Source organism: Naumannella halotolerans (assembly GCF_004364645.1).
Classification (GTDB): Bacteria; Actinomycetota; Actinomycetes; order Propionibacteriales; family Propionibacteriaceae; genus Naumannella; species Naumannella halotolerans.
In genome coordinates this window covers 130631-149371 of record NZ_SOAW01000002.1, presented here as the reverse complement: position 1 = coordinate 149371, position 18741 = coordinate 130631, and the positions used below count along the sequence as shown (strand labels likewise).

Below are 18741 nucleotides of genomic sequence, written 5' to 3'. Positions count from 1 at the left end.
TCCCGTCCTCAGTAGGCGAAGGTCAACGGCGCGTCGTCGTCGACCTCCTCCGGTGGAGCCTGTTCGGGGAGCAGTCCCTTCTTGATGTAGAGCAGCAGCAGACGTACCTCGATCACGGCCAGGATGCCGTAGATGGCGGTGAAGGAGATCAGCGAGATCCAGACGTCGACCAGCGAGGTCGCCGGCGAGACACCGGCCGCGGTCGGCAGCAGGCCGAACACCACCCAGGGTTGGCGCCCGGTCTCGGTGAAGATCCAGCCGAAGGAGTTGGCGAACAGCGGCAGCAACGGCAGCGCGATCATCACTCCGAGGCAGAACCGCGGCAGATGGGTTAGCCAGTCCGGCAACCCGCCCTTGCGAGTCACCCAGAGCATCACCGCGCCGATCGCCAGGGCGGCGATACCCAGGCCCATCATCAGGCGGAAGGTCCAGTAGGCCAGCGGGATGTTCGGCGAGTACGTACCCGGACCCCAGGTCGCCTCGTAGGCGGCCTGCAGCTGGTAGATGCCCTGCACCTCGCCGGTGAACGAACCGGTGGCGAGGAAGCTCAGCAGGTACGGCACCTCCACCGAGAACAGGGGAGCGCTGCCGTCCAGGGTGCCGATGGTGAAGATCGAGAACGGCGCGGGCTGCTCGGTGTTGTACAGCGCCTCGGCCGCCGCCATCTTCATCGGCTGCACATCGGTCATCACCTTGCCCTGGAAGTCTCCGCTGATGATCACCCCGATACCGGCGATCATCATCGTGATCGCGCCGATCCGCATCGCCGAGAGGAAGGCCCGGCTGTTCGCCTCGACCTTCGCCCGATCGGCGTCGCTGAGCGATTCCAGGCGGGCCCGCCGGGCATCGCGGACCATCCAGAAACCGGCGACCGCGGCGACGAAGGCGCCGGCGGTCATGTAGCAGGCGAAGATCTGGTGGGGGAAGGTGACCACGGTGACCGGGTTGGTCAGGACGGCGACGATGTCGGTCAGCTCGGCGCGTCCGCGGGCCTCGTTGAAGGTGAACCCGACCGGGTTCTGCATGAAGGAGTTGGCGGCCAGGATGAAGTAGGCCGACAGGGTGGTGCCGATCGCCACCAGCCAGATGCACATCAGGTGGATCTTCCGGGGCAGCCGGTCCCAGCCGAAGATCCACAGACCGAGGAAGGTGGATTCCAGGAAGAAGGCGACCAACGCCTCCAGCGCCAGCGGGGCGCCGAAGATGTCGCCGACGAAGCGGGAGTACTCCGACCAGTTCATGCCGAACTGGAACTCCTGGACGATGCCGGTGACCACGCCCATGGCGAAGTTGATCAGCATCAGCCGGCCGAAGAACTTGGTCATCTGCAGCCAGCGATCACTCTGGGTACGCAGCCAGATCGTCTGCATCACGGCGACCAGGCCGCTCAGGCCGATCGTCAGCGGCACGAAGAAGAAGTGGTAGACAGTTGTGATCGCAAACTGCCACCGAGCCAGCGTTTCCACGGTCATGGGCACAACCTACTACTCATCGTCGTAGCAACCTATTCGAGGGTTCGAGCCGGAGAATCGGCACCGATCGCGCAGCCTCCGGCCCCAGTGCCCGCGGCTCGGGCGAAGGCCGTCGATGGCCTTTCCGGACCAGTCTGGCCCATCCGTTGCCGCCGCAACTGCGATTCGGGGTGAACTGCTCCGATTCACTGCCGGAGGTGTTCCGGTGGTCGGCCCGGCTGGTTAGGCTGAACCGGATGTGGCGGCGGCAGCGAGACATCGATCGACGCCGGGGCAGGTCTCCGGGGTCGGATCGGCGCCCGAGGTTCCCTCCGGGCGACAGCAGGATCACCCAGCAGCAGGACCGCAGGTGCCGGACTGCGCTGCGCGCAGCAGAGCACCCGCCGAGCAAGGACTGGTCGCCGGCCGTCGCCACATCGTCCCCGGTCGGCCGATGAGTGGCGAGCGGGTCGATCCCCGGGCCCGGGCGATTGCCTGGGCCCTGCTCGGGGCCGAGCAGTGGCATCCGATCCGGTTGGAGATCGCAGCCTCCGACGCCGGCTCGACCGGTGTGATCCGGGTCGGTGGGATCTTCGCCCAACTCGGCTACCCCGAGCCGGTCGTCCGGGCGCTGACCGGTCTGAGCACCCATCGGGTGCCGGGAGCGGTGCTGCGGGCAATGCCGGCCGGCGGGGACAGCACTGCGCGGTACCGACTGCGGGCCCTGTTGCGGGCCGCACATCTGCCGCAGGGTTCGCCGACTGCCCCCGCACTGGCGAACCTGGCCTGTTTCCGGCTGGATCGCCGGCTGGCAGGCTACGCCGAACGGTCCGGCCTGGTCTACACCCGTTATGTCGACGACCTGACGTTCTCCGGTGCTCGCTGCGCCGTACCTGCCTGGTTGCCGGGGTCAGCCGGATCGTTGCCGAGGAAGGGTTCACGGTGAACCCGGCGAAGACCCGGGTGCAACGCTCAGGGGTTCGCCAGCAGGTCACCGGATTGGTGACCAATCAGCTGCTGCGGCCGCCGCGGCAGTACCGCGACCGGTTGCGGGCGGTGCTGCATGACGCCCGGATGAACGGTCCCCGGGCGGCGAATCGGGAGGGCCATCCCGATTTCGCCGCCCACCTGCGGGGACGGATCGCCTGGTTGGCCGCAACCGATCCGCGGCGCGCGGAACGGTTCTGGGCCGACTACGCCCGGATCGACTTCGGCGACAACCGCGGCACACCGGCCGGGGGAACCGACCCGGAGGGCTGAAACCCCGAAGGGCTGAGTCACCGGGTACGGCCCCGCCGTGCTCGGCTCAGCTCAGCGCCTTGTCGGCCCGCCCGAGCTGGATCGCGCGAATGATCTGCACGATGCCGATCGCCAGGGCTGCCGCACCGACCAGCAGCCAGAGGAAGGCGATCATCATCGGCGAGAAGAGCAACGAGATGCCGGCCAGGATGCTGACGATGCCGAAAAAGATGGTCCAGCCACGGGAGCCGGCGGACATCGTGGTCAGTGCGACCACACCCTCGACGATCCAGGTGATGCCGATGAAGACCGCGACGAAGATGGCGAGGAAGACCGTGGTCTCGGCGAGATTGCTGAAGGCGACGATCCCGGCGACCACGAACAACAGGCCGAGCAGTACGTTCAGCACGCGGAGCCAGGTCTTCATCGCACCCAGCCGGATTCCCATCGCGATGTAGACCAGGCCGGTGAGGATGGCATAGACGGCGACGATGGCCGTACCGACCGCAGCGGTCTTGGCTGGCCAGATCAGGATCAGCAGACCGACGATCGCGGTGACGATACCGGCGACGAGCAGGAAGGTCCGCATACCCGAGGCGATCCGAGGGAGGGGGGAGGTTGACATGATGATCACTCGATTCAATTGTCCGTTTGGTGCACGTCCAGTCTACGTTCGCCGCACCCGGGGCGGCCAGTACCGTGCGAGCCGAACTCCCGCGGCCCGATGCTTGGTGACTCGTCGCCACGCGGCGTATTTGGTCGTATCCTCGTCGGGCTGTCTTGCGGTGTGAGAGGGCTCACTCGTCCGACCGTGCCGCGGCGGCGTGGACTACACTCACCGGCACCATGACAGAGACATCGCACGCGAAGAAATCGGGGGGCTCCGGCGCCGCGCGTACCCGCGGCATGGGTGAGCTCGAGCGGGTGATCATGGATCAGCTGTGGTCGGCCGATCAGGCGCTGACGGTGCGTGATGTCTACACCGCGCTCAGCGAGAACCGCGACATCGCCTACACCACGGTGATGACCGTGCTCGATCGGCTGGCCAAGAAGCAACTCGTCGACCGTGAGCGCGACGGCCGCGCCTGGCGTTACCGGTCGGCCACCGGCCGCGACGAACTCGCTGCCGAGATCATGGACACCGCACTGGGTGAGGACGTCCAGGAGCGCACGGCAGCGTTGGTGGCCTTCGCCGATCGGGTCAGCCCCGACGAGGCAGCCCTGCTCCTGGAGGCCCTGGCTGCGGTGGAGGCCAACCGCTCCAGTGGGCCGCCGCACGAATCCGTCTGAGGCGCAGTATGCGACTGGAGGACTGGGTGGGGCCGCTGCTTGCCGTCCTGGCCCTGGTGCTGGTGCTACCGGGACCGCAATGGGTACGCCGGTGGAGCTTTCTGCAACGCGTACCGCGGGCGGCGACGGTGCTCTGGCAGGCAGGTACGGTCACCGCACTGATCGCGATCATCAGTGCCGGCGCGTGGATCGTCGTGGAGTTGATCCGCACGCCGCCGCAGAGTCCGGTCCTGCTCGTGGCCCTGGCGCTGTTCGGGCTGTTCTCGCTGAACGTGGTACTCCGGCTCACCTGGTCGGTGATCAGCGTCGCCCGGGAGACCGGGCGCCGTCGTGCCCGGCACCGGACCGCGGTCGACCTGGTGGCCCAGGCCAGCGCCGAGGGCGGGCTGCGGGTGCTCGCCCAGGCCGTGCCGGTCGCCTACTGCCTGCCCGGCATCTGGGACTCCCGGGTGGTCCTCAGCCAGGGAACCCTGGACACCCTGGCGTCGGACGAGGTGGCCGCGGTGCTGGCCCACGAGCGGGCACATCTACGCGCCCGCCACGACGTGGTGCTGGACTTCTTCACTGCCGTGCACAAGGCCTTCCCGCATTGGGTACGCAGCGACATCGCGCTCAGCGAGAGTCGCGAACTGGTCGAGATGCTGGCCGATGATGTGGCCCGCAAACAGGTCGGTGCGACCAGCCTGGCCCGGGCCCTGGTGGCCATGGCCGGCACCCGCGTACCCGAACACACCCTGGGCGCCGGCGGGCAGGTGCTGCGCCGGGTACGCCGACTGCAGGACGACGGGCAGAAACCGGTACTGCTGGCAGCAGCCGTCTACGCCCTGGCTGCCGCGCTGGTGCTCTCCCCGGTGGTGGTCCTCGGTCTCGGTGCCGCCGTCGCCTGAGCGGAAGCTGTCCGCCCCCAGGCGGACGCCTCGGTCACCTGTGCTCGTCAGTTGGTTTCGTCATGCATGTTCGGCATGTGTCGACTACCGGTGGTGCCATCGACCGCAGACAGTCCCTGCACAGGCCGGGCTTAGCTCGGTGCGGATGATGGAGACATGGAAGGTGTTGCGCGAGACAAGTCGCCGGTGGTCGTCCTCGGCGGACTCCCCGGTGCGGGCAAGTCGACCGCGCTGCGGGAGTTGACCGCGTTGGAACCCGATGCACTGGTCCTGGATCCTGAACAGATCTGGTCTACCTGGACACCCCCGCCGACCAGGCGGTGCTCGGACAACTGGTCCGCGGCCGGATGGTGCCCGATCAGTCGTTCCACCAGCACTGCCGCCGCGCCGATGCGCTGCTGCGTACCGGGGAACGGGCAGGTGAGCCCTGGCGGTAGATCGAGGTCACCGACCGCGACCACGTGGTGGATCGGGTACGCAGCCGGCTGCACGTACCGGTGCTGCTCGGCTGAGCTTCGAGCGCGCAGCTGCCGACCGGCTGCGTAGGGTGAGCGGCAGGCCTTGGCCGACATGGGGGTTCCATGTGGCGCGGCCGGTCTGGAGAAGCGTCTGTGAAGCTGTATGCCGATTACACCCCGCGCCGGATCCGGCAGGTGCTGGCAGATCTGGCGATGCTGGTCTGGGTGTTGGTCTGGGTCTGGATCGGGTTCGCCGTGCACCGGGCGACCATGGAGCTGGCGGCACCGGGACGGCAGTTGCAGAGTGCGGGTGAGGGTTTCCGGGACCGAATGCTGGGGGCCGGGGCGTCGGTGGACGACCTGCCGATCCTGGAGGACCGGGTGGCCCAGCCGTTCAACGAGGCGGCGCAGGCCGGGACCAGCATCGCCGATGCGGGAACCGACCTGATCCGGGCGGTGGAGACCCTCGCCGGTCTGCTCGGCTGGGTGGTCGCGCTGACCCCGATCCTGATCGTCGGCAGCTTCTGGCTCAGCCGACGGTGGCGCTTCGTCCGCCGGGCAACGGCTTCCCAGGCCTTCATCGACAGTGCCGGCGACCTCGACCTGTTCGCCCTGCGGGCGATGGCGAACCAGCCGATGCCACGGCTGGCGGCCATCAGCGCCGACCCGGCGCGGGCCTGGCGTGAGGGGGACGGGAAGGTGATCCGCGAGCTTGCCCTGCTGGAACTCAAGGACACCGGCCTGCGCCCGCCTCCGGCCGGCGGATCCGGCCGGGGATGACCGTGCCGCGACCGTACCCCGAGCCTCACTGAGCGTTCGATAAGCTGCGGTGTCATGAGCAACGAAGCCAATGAGCACTCCCGCGTCGCCATCGTCACCGGCGGCGCCCGCGGTATCGGAGCGGCCGTCGCCAAGCGGCTGGCCGCCGATGGCAATGCGGTCGCCATCTTCGACCTGACTACCGACGCCGCCGCGGACACGGTGGCCGAGATCGAGCGCGACGGTGGGGTCGCGAAGGCCTACGGGGTCGACGTCTCCGAGGAACAGCAGGTGGTCGACGCGGTGGCCAAGGTCGCCGAGGAGGTCGGGGGCCCGGTGATCGTGGTGAACAACGCCGGTCTGCTGCGGGACAACCTGATCTTCAAGATGTCGGTCGCCGACTGGGACACGGTGATGGCCGTGCACCTGCGGGGCGCCTTCCTCACCACCCGGGAGGCACAGAAGTACATGGTGGAGAACAGGTTCGGGCGGGTGATCAACCTGTCCTCGACCTCGGCGCTGGGCAACCGGGGCCAGGTCAACTACTCCGCGGCCAAGGCCGGTATGCAGGGCTTCACCAAGACGTTGGCGATCGAGCTGGGCAAGTTCGGGGTGACCGCGAATGCGATCGCGCCCGGCCTGATCGAGACCGAGATGACCAAGCAGACCGCCGAGCGGATGCGGGTGCCCTATGAGGACTTCATCGCGGCCGCGATCTCGCAGATCCCGGTTGCCCGTCCGGGCAAACCCGAGGACATCGCAGCCACCGCCTCCTTCCTCGCCAGCGACGAGGCCGGTTTCGTCAGCGGACAGGTGATCTACGTCGCCGGCGGACCCCAGGACTGAGCTGTCGTGAATGCCGAGGAGGCGTTCGCCGAGGCCGTCGGCATCGCTCAACAGGTGCAGCTGCCGGTGCCGCAACCGGAACTGGTGGCACCGCGGTCGCCCGCTCGGCGTGCGGAGTGGTGGGAACGGGTACGGGCTGATCGGGTCCGGGCCAATGCCACCGGTGTCGAGGTACGTCAGCGTCTCGCACCGTTGCTGAGCGCGCTCCCCGGTGATCATGGCGGTGAACCGCTGCCGGCGGATCGTCACCGGGTGAACCAGTCCTGGCACAGTCTGCAGGTGCCGGTGGACGCACAGTGGCCGACCGACGGGCTGGCCGGTGCGGTGATCGCGCCGATCGATCCGGAGGTACCGCTGCCGGCCTTCGTCCGTGACCGGATCTCACTCGCCGAATGCACACCCGATGAGCCCCGGGGGACGTTGATCAACGTCCACGGTGGGGCTTGGTGGACCGGTGACGGTGCGGTCCGGGCGACGCTCGGCGTACCCCAGGCGATCAGCCTGGCCGAGTTCACCGGATGGCGGGTGCTCGACCTCGACGTGCGGCTGGTGCCGGAGCATCCCTACCCCTTGCCAGTGTTCGATGTGCTGGCCGCGATCGACTGGGTACGGCAGCGCCACGATGGCCCGGTGGTGCTCGCCGGGACCTCCTCCGGAGCGCACACGGTCGCGGTCGCCGCCTTGCTCGCGGCCCATGATCATCAGCGACCGATCGACGGGCAGCTGCTGATCGTCCCCTCACTCGATCTGGCGACCCTGGGCCCGGAGCATCGCCGGAGCGAGGAGGCCCGGGCTGCCCGCTGGGCCCAGTTGCAGGCCGTCTTCGGCCTGCCCGAACCCGAGCTCGTGCGGGAACTTGTCGGGGTCTCCCCGCTGGCCAATCCGGTCCTGATCGAGCCTGGTTTCGCTCGCGCCCTGCCGCCGACCATGATCGCGGTCGGTGAGTACGACGAGACCGTGGTCGGCGGGGAACTCTATGCCGCGCTGCTCGCCGGGTCCGGGGTCCGCATCGATTGCCACGAGTACGTCCGCGGGCACACCTTGATCACCCCCGGTGAATCCCGGCGGATGTACACCGACATCGACAACTGGTTGCAGACGATCACCGGGACGACGCAGGGCTGAACCCGGACGAGCGGGGTCGGCCCAGCAGCCTGCGAGCGACGCGGCTCAGAGCAGCCGCCGCGCCAACGGCACTCCCGGACGGTACGCCAGGTGCAGATGGTTCGGTGCGTCCAGGACCGTCAGCTCCGCCGGGGAGCCGACCTTGATCACCCCGAGATCGTCGCGGCGCAGGGACAGCGCGCTACCGCGGGTGGCGGCCCAGACCGCCTCGGTCGGGGTCATCCCCATCTCGCGTACCGCCAAACTGATCATGAACGGGATCGAGGTCGAGTAGCAGGTGCCGGGGTTGCAGTCCGAGGCGATCGCCACCGTCACCCCGGAGTCGATCAACTTCCGCGCATCGGGATAGGGCGAATGGGTGGAGAACTCCACTCCGGGCAGCACGGTGGCGACGGTCGCCGAACCGACCAGCGCGTCGATATCGGCGTCGCTGAGGTAGGTGCAGTGATCGACACTCGCCGCATCCAGCTCGACGGCCAATTGCGCTCCGGGGCCGTGCCCCAACTGGTTGCCATGCACCCGCAGTTCCAGGCCGGCGGCCCGCCCGGCGAGTAGGATCTCCCGGGATTCCTCACCGGTGAAGGCATGGGGGCTGTTCGGCTCACAGAAGACATCGATCCAGCGGGCGTACTCGGCGGCCCGCTGCAGCATCTCACCGATCACGAAGTCGACATACCCTGCCCGGTCGCTGCGGTACTCCACCGGCACCACATGGGCCCCGAGGAAGGTGACCTCGGAGGTGAACTCGGCAGCGATCCGCAGCGAGCGCAACTCATCGGGGGTGTTCAGTCCGTAACCGGACTTGATCTCCACCACGCCGGTGCCCTGGCGGCGCATCTCTGCCACCCGCGCCTCGACCAGTGCCCGCAATCGCTCATCCGTTGCTGCCCGGGTCGCCTCCACGGTGGTCGCGATCCCGCCACCGTCATAACGCGCGCCGATCATCCGGGCGGTGAACTCCACGGATCGGTCACCGTCGAAGACCAGATGGGAATGGGAGTCGACGAACGCCGGCAGCACCGTCCCCTCGGCCGGCAGTGCGGTGTCGGCCGCCGGTGCCCGATCAGCCGATCCGATCCAGCTGACCCGGCCGTCGGTGACGATCAGCGCCGGGTCCGGCGGCACCTCGGTGTCGGGGTCATTGGTGATCAACTCGGTGATACCGGTGATCAGGGTGCTGCTCATTGCAGGTCTCCGATCGCTTGGTCCAACAGGGCGCCGACGTCTCCCAGCCGATGCTCGCCGTCGGCGACGACGGTCCCACCGTTGCACACCACCTCGACCACATCGGCGGCGGTGGCCGCGAACATGATCTGCGACGGATCCGCTCCGGCAGTACGCGGGGTCGAGGACGCGACCAGTACCCGGTCCTCGGGGGGAGCCTGCCAACCGAGCGAGTGCCAGCCGTCGGCGACCGCGGCCTGCAACAACTCGGCGGGGGCGAACCGGCCGCGCTGACCGGTGACCAGTCGCTCATCCAGCTCCAGACCCCGCATCTCCTCGAAGGGATCGATCACCGCATGCTGGTCGGTGCCCAGCGCCAGCCGTACCCCGGCGTCGGCCAGCGCCCGGCCGGGCCCGACCCCGTCGGCCAGGTCCCGTTCGGTGGTCGGGCAGAAGACCGCGGTCGCCCCGGCGGCGCCCAGGACGGCGATGTCGTCGGCGCTCAGGTGGGTGGCGTGCACCGCACTCAACCGGCGGTCAACCAATCCCGCCTCGGCCAACAGCCCGGTCGGCGTCAGCCCGTAGTGGGCAAGACAGGCATCGTTCTCCGCCGGTTGCTCGGACAGGTGCACGTGGATCGGTGCCTCGGTGCCGGCCAGTGCCTGCGCGATCACCCCTAGCGCCGGTCGAGGTACGGCGCGTACCGAATGGATGGCATAGCCCAGACGGACATGCTCCCCCCAGTCCGGCCGGGAGGTGGCCCGGGACAGCCAGGCCTCGACATCGCCGTCGGAGAAGCGGAGTTGATGATCATCCAACGGCCGGTGCCCGTCGGCGTCCAGACCACCGGAGAGGTAGCAGACATCCAGCAGGGTCAGCCTGATCCCGGCCTCGGCCGCCGCCGCGGCCAGCGCCTCACCCATCGCATTCGGGTTCGTGTACGGGCGGCCACCGGGCCGGTGGTGCACGTAGTGGAACTCGGCGACCCCGGTCCACCCGGCCAAGGCCATCTCGGCATAGGTCGCCCGGGCGAGGGCGAAGTAGCGGTCGGGGTCGAGCCGGTCCGCGACCGCGTACATCAGCGTCCGCCAGGTCCAGAACGTACCGCCGTCGGCATGGGTACGGCCGCGCAGTGCCCGGTGGAACGCATGGGAATGGGCATTGGCAAACCCGGGAAGGGTGATCATCGGGTCAGTTCCTCCACCACGGTCTGCAGGGCGTCGACCCCGGCCAGGCAATCGTCGAGTTCGGCGTACTCGGCCGGGGAGTGGGAGACCCCGGTCGGGTTGCGGACGAAGATCATCGAGGTCGGTACGCCGTGGGTGGCCAGCACCCCGGCATCATGGCCGGCTCCGGTGCCCAGCACCGGGGCTGTCAGCAGCTCCGACAACTGCTGGGTCAGTGCGGGGTCGAAACCGGTGGTGGCGGTCCAGGACTCTCGCGAGATGGTGGCATCGCAGTCGGCTGCCGCGGCGGCGATCGCTTCGACACAGGCGGTCACCGCGGCCTCGTCGGCGCCACGGACGTCGAGCCAGCCGGTCACCGCCGAGGGGATCGCATTCACCCCGTTGGGTTCGACCCGGACCTTGCCCATGGTGGCGACCACACCGTGATCGGCGGCCAACCGGCGCGCATCGAGCACCGTCCGGGCGTACCCGAGCATCGCGTCGTGGCGATCGGCCAGGGCAGTCGTACCGGCATGGTTGGCCACCCCGGCGAAGTCGAGGCGCCAGCGTCCGTGCGGCCAGATGTCGGAGCCGATGCCGATCGGGTCATCGGTGTCGACCAGGGCCCTGCCCTGTTCCACGTGCAACTCCACGAACTGGCCCAACAGGCCCAGCAGCTCCGGATCGGTGCCGAGGTCCTCCGGATCCCGTCCGGCGCCGCGCCAGGCCTCGGCCATGCTGATGCCGTCGGCGTCGGTCAGCGAACGGGCCTTGTCGGCATCGAGTTGTCCGGTGATGATCCGCGACCCGGCGCAGGCGATACCGAACCGGGCACCCTCCTCGTCGACGAAGTTGATCACCACCACCGGCCGCGACGGGCGTACCCCGGCTGCCTGCAACCGATCGATCACCGCCAGCGAGCTGACCACCCCCAGCGGTCCGTCGAAGGCGCCACCATCGGGTACCGAATCCAGGTGCGAGCCGATCGCCAGGGCGTTGCCCGCGGTCTGATCGCCCCACCAGGCCCATTGGTTGCCGGCTCGGTCCTCGACCAGGTCCAGCCCCCGCCGGGCGGCCTCACCGGCGAACCATTCCCGCAGGATGTGGTCCTCCCGGGTCCAGGCATAGCGCCGGTAGCCTCCGCTACCGGCCCGTCCGATCGGGGTCAGCTCGGACCACATCTGCTCGAAGGACGTAGTCATTCGTTGACCTCGGCGGGGTAGATCATCTGCGCCGGTGCCCGATTCTGCGCCCGGGCGATCGGCAGGTAGACCGCGGCGGTGAGCACGAGGCCGATGATCCAGGAGACGTCGACACCGCCCATCAGCTCGGCCAGCGGACCGGTGTAGAGGGTCTGGGCGACGAACGGGATCTGCACCAGGATGCCGAACAGGTAGCAGCCGAGCACCGGCCAGTTGAAGGCCCCGTACCGGCCGTCGGCGTCGTACAGCGCCGGGATGTCCACCCGCTCGCGGGAGACCCAGTAGTAGTCGATCAGGTTGATCGCACTCCACGGGGTGAACACCAGCAACAGCACCAGGATGAAGTTCTTGAACAGGTTGATGAAGTCGGAGCTGGCGCCGATCGCGATGATCACCGAGACCGCGATGAAGGCGGCGATGTAGGCGGCTCGCGCCACGGTGGAGATCCGTGCCTCCTTCCGCAGGGCCGAGACGGTGGTGAGCATGGTCATCGCCCCGCCGTAGGCATTCAACGTGTTCACCGTCAGCTTGCCCACCACGATCACCAGGTACAGCGCCAGGGCGAGCAGGCCACCCCCGGCGATCTCGCCGACGAACCCGACCTGGTTCTTGGTGAAGGCGGTCCCGCCCTCGGCCGAGGGTACGGCGGCGATCAGCGCACCGATGGTCATGGAGATCATCGACCCGATCACCGAGCCGCCGTAAGTGAACCAGAAGGTGGCCTTGGTCGAGGTGCTGCGCGGCAGATAGCGCGAGTAGTCGGCGACGTAGGGGCCGAAGGTGAGCTGCCAACCGGCACCCAGGGCCACCGCCAGGCCGAAGCTGACGATGTCGAAACCCTTCACCCCGACATGGGCGGCCACATCGAAGGTGGTGAACAGCTGGATCGCCAGCCAGCCGAGGCCGATGATTCCCAGGACCGAGGCGATCCGGCCCAGGCGGTGGATCCAGCGGTAGCCGACGATGGCGGTGATCGCGGTCAGCAGGCCGAAGATCACGATCCCGACCCAGGGCAGGTCCACACCGATGATCAGGTTGATCGCCTGACCGGTCAGCACCGTACCGGTGGCGGCGAAGCCCAAGTACATGATCACCACCAGGATCAGCGGCAGGATCGCACCGATCACCCCGAACTGGGCGCGGGAACTGATCATCTGCGGCAGCCCCAACCTCGGCCCCTGGGCCGAGTGCAGGGCCATCACGGCACCACCGAAGAGGTTGCCGATCAGCAGCCCGATGATCGCCCAGATCGGGTCGGCGCCGAAGACCACCGCCAGGGCACCGTCGACGATCGCGGTGATCTGCAGATTCGCGCCACACCACAACGTGAACTGGCTGAACGGGTGTCCGTGCCGCTCACTGTCGGGAATGACATCGATGCTGCGGCGCTCGATCCCGCGAGTACGTGCGACTGTCGCCATCTCAGACCTCCTGCATCGGGATCCGCACACCGCGCTCGGCGGCGACCTCGCGGGCGATCTCGTACCCGGCATCGACGTGGCGGATGACACCCATTCCCGGATCGTTGGTCAGTACCCGGGCCAGTTTCTCCGCGGCCAGCTCGGTGCCATCGGCCACCGAGACCTGACCGGCATGGATCGAACGGCCGATGCCGACCCCGCCGCCGTGGTGGATGGAGACCCAGGTGGCGCCGGAGGCGGTGTTGATCAAGGCGTTCAGCAGCGGCCAGTCGGCGATCGCATCCGACCCGTCGGCCATCGACTCGGTCTCCCGGTACGGGCTGGCGACCGATCCGGCGTCGAGGTGATCGCGGCCGATCACGATCGGCGCGGAGATGGTGCCGTCGGCGACGAGCTCGTTGAATTTCAGACCGGCCTTGTCCCGTTCGCCGTACCCGAGCCAGCAGATACGCGCCGGCAGGCCCTGGAAGGAGATCCGCTCCTGCGCGCCGCGGATCCACTTGTGCAAGCGGTCGTTGTCGGGGAACAGGTCCAGCACGGCCTTGTCGGTGGCGGCGATGTCCTTCGGGTCACCCGAGAGCGCGGCCCAGCGGAACGGGCCCTTGCCCTCGCAGAACAGCGGCCGGATGTAGGCCGGGACGAATCCGGGGAAGTCGAAGGCACGCTTGTACCCGCCCAGCCGGGCCTCGTCGCGGATCGAGTTGCCGTAGTCGAAGACCTCGGCGCCGGCATCGGCGAACCCGACCATCGCCTCGACCTGCTTGGCCATCGATTCGCGGGCCCGGTCGGTGAACTCCTCGGGCTTCTTCTCGGCGTAGTCGTGCCAGTCGTCGACGTCGATGCCCTCGGGCAGGTATGACAGCGGGTCGTGCGCCGAGGTCTGGTCGGTGACGATGTCGATCTCCACCCCGCGCCGCAGCAGTTCGGGGAAGACCTCGGCGGCATTGCCGACCACGCCGACCGACCAGCCACGCTTGGCCGCCTTCGCCGCCAGCGCCTTCTCGATCGCCGAGTCCAGATCGTCGGCCACCTCGTCGAGGTAGCGGTGCTCCACCCGACGGTCGAGGCGGCTGCGGTCGACGTCGACGATCAGGCAGACGCCGTCGTTCAGGGTCACCGCCAGCGGCTGCGCACCACCCATACCGCCGCAACCGCCGGTCAGGGTCAGGGTTCCGGCCAGGGTGCCGCCGAACCGCTTCTCGGCGACCGCGGCGAAGGTCTCGTAGGTGCCCTGGACGATGCCCTGGGTGCCGATGTAGATCCAGGAACCGGCGGTCATCTGGCCGTACATGGTCAGGCCCAGGTGCTCCAGCCGTCGGAACTCCGGCCAGTTCGCCCAGTCCCCGACCAGGTTGGAGTTGGCGATCAGTACCCGCGGTGCCCACTCATGGGTGCGCATGACACCGACCGGGCGACCCGACTGCACCAACATGGTCTCGTCCTGCGCCAGGTTGGTCAGGGTGCGGATCATCGCGTCGTAGGACTTCCAGTCCCGCGCGGCGCGGCCCGTACCGCCGTAGACGACCAGGTCGTCGGGGCGTTCGGCGTTCTCGGGGTCGAGGTTGTTCTGCAGCATCCGCAGGGGAGCCTCGGTGGTCCAGCTGCGGGCAGTGAGGGACGTGCCGCGATTCGCGCGGACGGGGCGGGCGCCTTCCATGGGATGCCACCTTTCGGATCGGATGACTCCATTGGACAGCGCGTGCCGGGGCCGATGGGTGAGAAATCCGTTCGAGTTGTCTCAAATACGAGACTCACCGGAGATGTGAGCGAAATCGGACACTCGATCGCGATTTCGGCCCGAATCGTGGCTGTTCGGCGATCGAGTGGCGGATCTCGCTCAGCGAGGATGCTCAGCCGTCGATCACCTGGTGCACGAAGTCATGCAGGTTGAGCTCCAGCCGGGCGGCCTTCTCCTGCGGGCTGAGGGTTTCCTTCAGCGCCGACATACCTTCGGGTTTGAGGATGCCCCGGATGTAGAGCGAACACTGCAGGTCGGCGCAGATGTAGCGACCGACGGTGTTGCCGTTGCGGCCCGCGGCGCCGGCGCGAGGCGCGGCGAACAGCCCGATGCTCGACATCGGGTGTGGGGTCAGGCACAGCGAGCACATACCGGCCCGCGGCTTCTTGCCGCCGCCGCTGGTGGTGGTGAGTGCGATCCCGATCCAGCCGTCGTCGGCGGGAACGATCAGGTATCCCCGCTGCGGCGCCTTCGGATCCCGCCACCCCCAGTAGTCGAGTGAGTCCCAGTCGACCCGATCGCGATCGGGTAGCTGGATCCGCTTCGCCTGGGTCTTCGAGGAGTTCACCCAAGTCAACTTGTCGAGCTCTGGCTGGTCCATGGTTCCGTCCGGTCACCGTTCGCAGCGCGGGCCGCCACTGCGACCTGCCACGCTACGCCGATGATCGGCGCTGATGCATCCGAAATCTCTGCTCCCGGCAGCAAGGTTAGGCCGATCCGGTCACCGTCGAGCGTCGATCGAAGGTCAGATACTCCTCGTCGTCGACCTCGGTCAGGCACACGGTCAGCAGCAGCGCGCAGGAGACCAGGCCGAGCAGGGTGCCGAGTGCGGCCAGCAGCCAGGTCGCGGCGGGGTTCGTCGGAGCGTCCACCAGTGCAGCCAGCGGGGTGCTGCCGACGCTGCTGAGACTGAGCAGCGCCGTGCCGAGAATCAGGCCCCGGGCGAGCCGGCGGGGGCCGGTCGCACTGCGGCGATAGGCGCTGCCGACCGCCACGATCGCCGCGGCGAGTGCCCACAACCAGACCGAGATCGCACCCCAACCGGCGCCGTCCACCCCGAGGGCACCGGTGAGCCCGAGCTGGTGGGCGATCACCGCGCCGAACCGGAGGTGCAGATTCCACAGGTCGTCGACTGCCATCAACACCGTGATCACTGCGAAGACCACCAGCACCACGGAGTCACTCAGCGCCCGGGCGCGCAGGACCAGCAGCACCGCGACCGCGACCAGGCAGAGATTCACCAGCAGATCGGCGACCGAACTGTCCCGGTCCAGCCGCCAGACCGAAACAGTGTCGGAGCTGTGCTGCCGGACGATCGCGTCGATGATCAGCAGGACGGCCGCCGCCAGCACCGTGATCAGCCAGAGCACCACGATCCGTACCGGCAGCCAGGCGGGGAGCCGGTCGAGGACGCCCTGCAGTCGCGCGGGCACCCGAGACCGGTCAGCGGGATCCCGTTGCATGCAACGACTCTAGAACGAACCGCCGGCGATCTGCCGTAGCCGCACCCGGAGATCCCGAACCTGTCGCGGTGCACCCGCCCCGCTGCGTGCTCGTGTCGGGCGGCACCACCGGTCTGTCTCGCTCAGCCCAGCGGCCCGGTGACCGATTCCGCCGCGCGTACCGCTGCGCCGGTGGCGACGAACTCCACGGCCGCCTCGATCTCCGGGGACAGGTAGCGGTCCGGGCCCGGGCCGGCGACCCGTTCGCGCAGTGCCTCGATCACCGCACCGGTGGCCGGTGAGGGCTGCAGCGGCGCGCGCAGGTCGATGCCGCGGGCAGCGGTCAGCAGTTCGATCGCCAGTACCCGGGTGAGACCGTCGATCGCCCGCCGCAGCTTGCCCGCAGCAGCCCAGCCCATGGAGACGTGGTCCTCCTGCATGGCGCTGCTCGGGATCGAGTCGACCGAGGCCGGCGTCGCCAGCCGCTTCAGCTCCGAGACGATCCCGGCCTGGGCGTACTGGGCGATCATGTGCCCGGAGTCCACCCCGGGGTCGTCGGCCAGGAACGGCGGCAGACCGTGACTGCGTGCGGCATCCAGGAAGCGGTCGGTGCGTCGCTCGCTGATCGAGGCGAGGTCGGCGACGGCGATCGCCAGGAAGTCCAGGACGTAGGCGACCGGCGCACCGTGGAAGTTGCCGTTCGACTCCACCCGGCCGTCGGTGGTCACCACCGGATTGTCGACCGCCGAGGCGAGCTCGCGTCCGGCGACGGCCAGGGCATGATCGGCGGTGTCGCGGACCGCTCCGGCGACCTGCGGTGAGCAGCGCAGCGAGTACGCATCCTGGACCCGGGTATCGGCTGCCGGGTCCCGGTGGGACTCCCGGATCTCGGAGCCGGCCAACAACGCCCGCAGGTTCGTCGCCGAGACGGCCTGCCCGATCTGTGGCCGGAGCCGTTGCAGGTCGTCGGCGAAGACCGAATCGCTGCCCAGCAGACCCTCGACGCTCATGGCCGCGGTGATGTCGGCGGTGATCAACAACCGTCGCAGATCGGTGATCGCCAACAGCAACATGCCGAGCATGCCGTCGGTGCCATTGATCAGTGCCAGGCCTTCCTTCTCGGCCAGCTCGACCGGTTGCAGACCCGCCGCAGCCAGGGCTTCGGCGGCATCGACCAGCTCACCGGCGGCATTGCGTACCTGCCCCTCGCCCATGATCGCCAATGCACAGTGGGCCAGCGGAGCAAGATCACCGGAGCAACCCAACGACCCGTATTCGCGGACGATCGGGGTGATCTCGGCATTCAGCAGATTCGCATAGGCGGCCACAGTCTGCGGTCGGACCCCGGTGCGCCCGGTGGCCAGGGTCGACAGGCGCAGCAGCATCAGCGCCCGGACCACCTCGGTCTCCACTTCCGGGCCGGTGCCGGCGGCATGGGAGCGGATCAGCGATCGTTGCAACTGGGTACGCGAGGCCGGCGGGATGTGCCGGGTGGCCAGAGCGCCGAAGCCGGTCGAGATGCCGTAATGCGGAATCGGGTCCGAGGCCAAAGACTCGATCACCGAGCGGGTCTGCTCGACCGCGGCCAGGGCCTCGGCGGAGATCTCCACCAGGGCGTTGTCGCGGGCAACCGCCACGACCTCCTCCGGCGACAGCGGGCCGGTGCTCACCGTGACTGTGTTCATGCACCCATTGCACCGGTTGCGCCACCGTCGCGCGGGCCCGGTCGAGCCGGTTGTGTCTCGTATACGGGACAAACCAGATCATCTGGGAAACAATGCGGCCCATGGAACAGCGAGCGCCGGCGGCCGCGCAGGCGCTGACCTTGCTGACGCTGCTCGCCCGGCGCGCCGAACCCCAACCGGCAGCCCGCCTGGCCGTCGAGCTGGGGATGCCGCGCTCGAGTACGTACCACCTGTTGAAGGTGTTGATCGAGCACGGTTATGTGGTGCACTTGGCCGAGGAGCGTCGTTATGGCCTCGGCGTCGCCGCCCACGAGCTCGGCTCGGCCTACGCCCGGCAGGCACCGCTGCAGCGGATCGCCCGGCCGGTGCTGAACCGGTTGGTCGATGCCACCGGGGTGAACGGCCACTTCGCCGCATTGCACGGCGCCGATGTGGTGTACCTGATCGAGGAACGCGCCCCGCGCCGCCCGCCGTTGGTGACCGATGTCGGGGTACGGCTGCCGGCGCAGCTGACCGCCAGCGGGTTGGCGATGCTGGCCGCGCTGAGCACCCGACAGGTACGTGCGTTGTACCCGAATGCCGAGGCCTTCGTCCTGCGGCATGATGCGGGTCCGCGTACCCCGGCGCAGTTGAAACAGTTGCTGGTGGAGACCCGACGTGACGGGTACGCCCGCGAGCGCGGCTCGGTCACCCCCGGGCTGGCCTCGGTCGCGGCAGCGGTGATCGATCACTCGGGGCATCCGGCCGGTGCCGTGGCGCTGACCTTCGACGAACGCGGTGAGGGCGACGACCCCGACCGCGTGAGGTGGCTGGGCGAGCAGGTGGTGCAGGCCGCCGGCGGTCTGGCCGAACGGCTGCGGAGCTGAAC

General features: G+C 68.7%; 18 protein-coding genes. 8 read left to right on the top strand and 10 right to left on the bottom strand.

Going from position 1 to position 18741, the window contains the following annotated elements; translation table 11 throughout:
- Positions 1–8 precede the first annotated feature (8 nt).
- Entirely contained in the window at positions 9–1472 is a 1464-nt protein-coding gene (locus CLV29_RS11825; protein WP_133755299.1) for a cytochrome ubiquinol oxidase subunit I, read from the bottom strand.
- 433 nt (positions 1473–1905) lie between these two features.
- Here CLV29_RS11825 and CLV29_RS11820 point away from each other — a divergent pair, with 433 nt between their 5' ends.
- The gene (locus CLV29_RS11820; protein WP_133755298.1) at positions 1906–2397 is read left to right on the top strand and encodes an RNA-dependent RNA polymerase family protein; all 492 of its coding nucleotides are present in this window, start codon (positions 1906–1908) and stop codon (positions 2395–2397) included.
- Positions 2394–2711, top strand: a complete 318-nt coding sequence (locus CLV29_RS11815; RefSeq protein ID WP_133755297.1) for a hypothetical protein — start codon at positions 2394–2396, stop codon at positions 2709–2711. The genes CLV29_RS11820 and CLV29_RS11815 overlap by 4 nt, the downstream gene beginning before the upstream one ends.
- 46 nt (positions 2712–2757) lie before the next feature.
- Here the strand turns inward: CLV29_RS11815 and CLV29_RS11810 are convergent, their stop codons facing one another.
- Entirely contained in the window at positions 2758–3315 is a 558-nt protein-coding gene (locus tag CLV29_RS11810; RefSeq protein ID WP_133755296.1) for an HdeD family acid-resistance protein, read from the bottom strand.
- 221 nt (positions 3316–3536) lie between these two features.
- Here CLV29_RS11810 and CLV29_RS11805 point away from each other — a divergent pair, with 221 nt between their 5' ends.
- The 5 genes from CLV29_RS11805 to CLV29_RS11785 all read left to right on the top strand — a co-directional run bounded on the left by CLV29_RS11805 (position 3537) and on the right by CLV29_RS11785 (position 8055).
- Entirely contained in the window at positions 3537–3980 is a 444-nt protein-coding gene (locus CLV29_RS11805) for a BlaI/MecI/CopY family transcriptional regulator (RefSeq protein WP_243831910.1), read from the top strand.
- Between the two features lie 8 nt (positions 3981–3988).
- A complete protein-coding gene (locus CLV29_RS11800) occupies positions 3989–4867 on the top strand; it encodes a M56 family metallopeptidase (RefSeq protein WP_133755295.1) in 879 nt (292 codons plus the stop codon).
- A gap of 611 nt (positions 4868–5478) precedes the next feature.
- On the top strand, positions 5479–6105 hold the full coding sequence (locus CLV29_RS11795; protein ID WP_133755294.1) for a hypothetical protein: 627 nt from the start codon (positions 5479–5481) through the stop codon (positions 6103–6105).
- A gap of 54 nt (positions 6106–6159) precedes the next feature.
- Positions 6160–6930, top strand: a complete 771-nt coding sequence (gene fabG / locus CLV29_RS11790) for a 3-oxoacyl-ACP reductase FabG (RefSeq protein ID WP_133755293.1) — start codon at positions 6160–6162, stop codon at positions 6928–6930.
- Between the two features lie 6 nt (positions 6931–6936).
- Positions 6937–8055 carry an alpha/beta hydrolase gene (locus tag CLV29_RS11785; protein WP_133755292.1) on the top strand — a complete coding sequence of 373 codons (1119 nt, stop codon included), beginning with the start codon at positions 6937–6939 and terminating at the stop codon, positions 8053–8055.
- Positions 8056–8100: 45 nt separating this feature from the next.
- On the opposite strand, the gene hutI is transcribed toward CLV29_RS11785, so the two are convergent.
- The 8 genes from hutI to hutH form a co-directional block, all read right to left on the bottom strand.
- Positions 8101–9240, bottom strand: coding sequence for an imidazolonepropionase (gene hutI, locus CLV29_RS11780; protein ID WP_133755291.1), 1140 nt, complete (start codon positions 9238–9240; stop codon positions 8101–8103).
- The gene (locus CLV29_RS11775; protein WP_133755290.1) at positions 9237–10406 is read right to left on the bottom strand and encodes a formimidoylglutamate deiminase; all 1170 of its coding nucleotides are present in this window, start codon (positions 10404–10406) and stop codon (positions 9237–9239) included. Before CLV29_RS11775 ends, hutI begins: the two co-directional genes overlap by 4 nt.
- Entirely contained in the window at positions 10403–11587 is a 1185-nt protein-coding gene (locus CLV29_RS11770) for an allantoate amidohydrolase (protein ID WP_133755289.1), read from the bottom strand. Before CLV29_RS11770 ends, CLV29_RS11775 begins: the two co-directional genes overlap by 4 nt.
- Positions 11584–13008 carry a purine-cytosine permease family protein gene (locus tag CLV29_RS11765; protein ID WP_133755288.1) on the bottom strand — a complete coding sequence of 475 codons (1425 nt, stop codon included), beginning with the start codon at positions 13006–13008 and terminating at the stop codon, positions 11584–11586. The genes CLV29_RS11770 and CLV29_RS11765 overlap by 4 nt, the downstream gene beginning before the upstream one ends.
- 1 nt (position 13009) lies before the next feature.
- On the bottom strand, positions 13010–14665 hold the full coding sequence (gene hutU, locus CLV29_RS11760) for a urocanate hydratase (RefSeq protein WP_133755287.1): 1656 nt from the start codon (positions 14663–14665) through the stop codon (positions 13010–13012).
- Between the two features lie 193 nt (positions 14666–14858).
- Entirely contained in the window at positions 14859–15347 is a 489-nt protein-coding gene (locus CLV29_RS11755; RefSeq protein ID WP_133755286.1) for an FBP domain-containing protein, read from the bottom strand.
- Between the two features lie 106 nt (positions 15348–15453).
- Positions 15454–16209: a hypothetical protein gene (locus tag CLV29_RS11750; RefSeq protein ID WP_133755285.1), complete on the bottom strand. Its 756-nt coding sequence runs from the start codon at positions 16207–16209 to the stop codon at positions 15454–15456.
- A 122-nt stretch (positions 16210–16331) separates the two neighbouring features.
- A complete protein-coding gene (hutH, locus tag CLV29_RS11745) occupies positions 16332–17873 on the bottom strand; it encodes a histidine ammonia-lyase (RefSeq protein ID WP_133755284.1) in 1542 nt (513 codons plus the stop codon).
- A gap of 101 nt (positions 17874–17974) precedes the next feature.
- Here hutH and CLV29_RS11740 point away from each other — a divergent pair, with 101 nt between their 5' ends.
- Entirely contained in the window at positions 17975–18739 is a 765-nt protein-coding gene (locus CLV29_RS11740) for an IclR family transcriptional regulator (RefSeq protein ID WP_133755283.1), read from the top strand.
- Positions 18740–18741 lie beyond the last annotated feature (2 nt).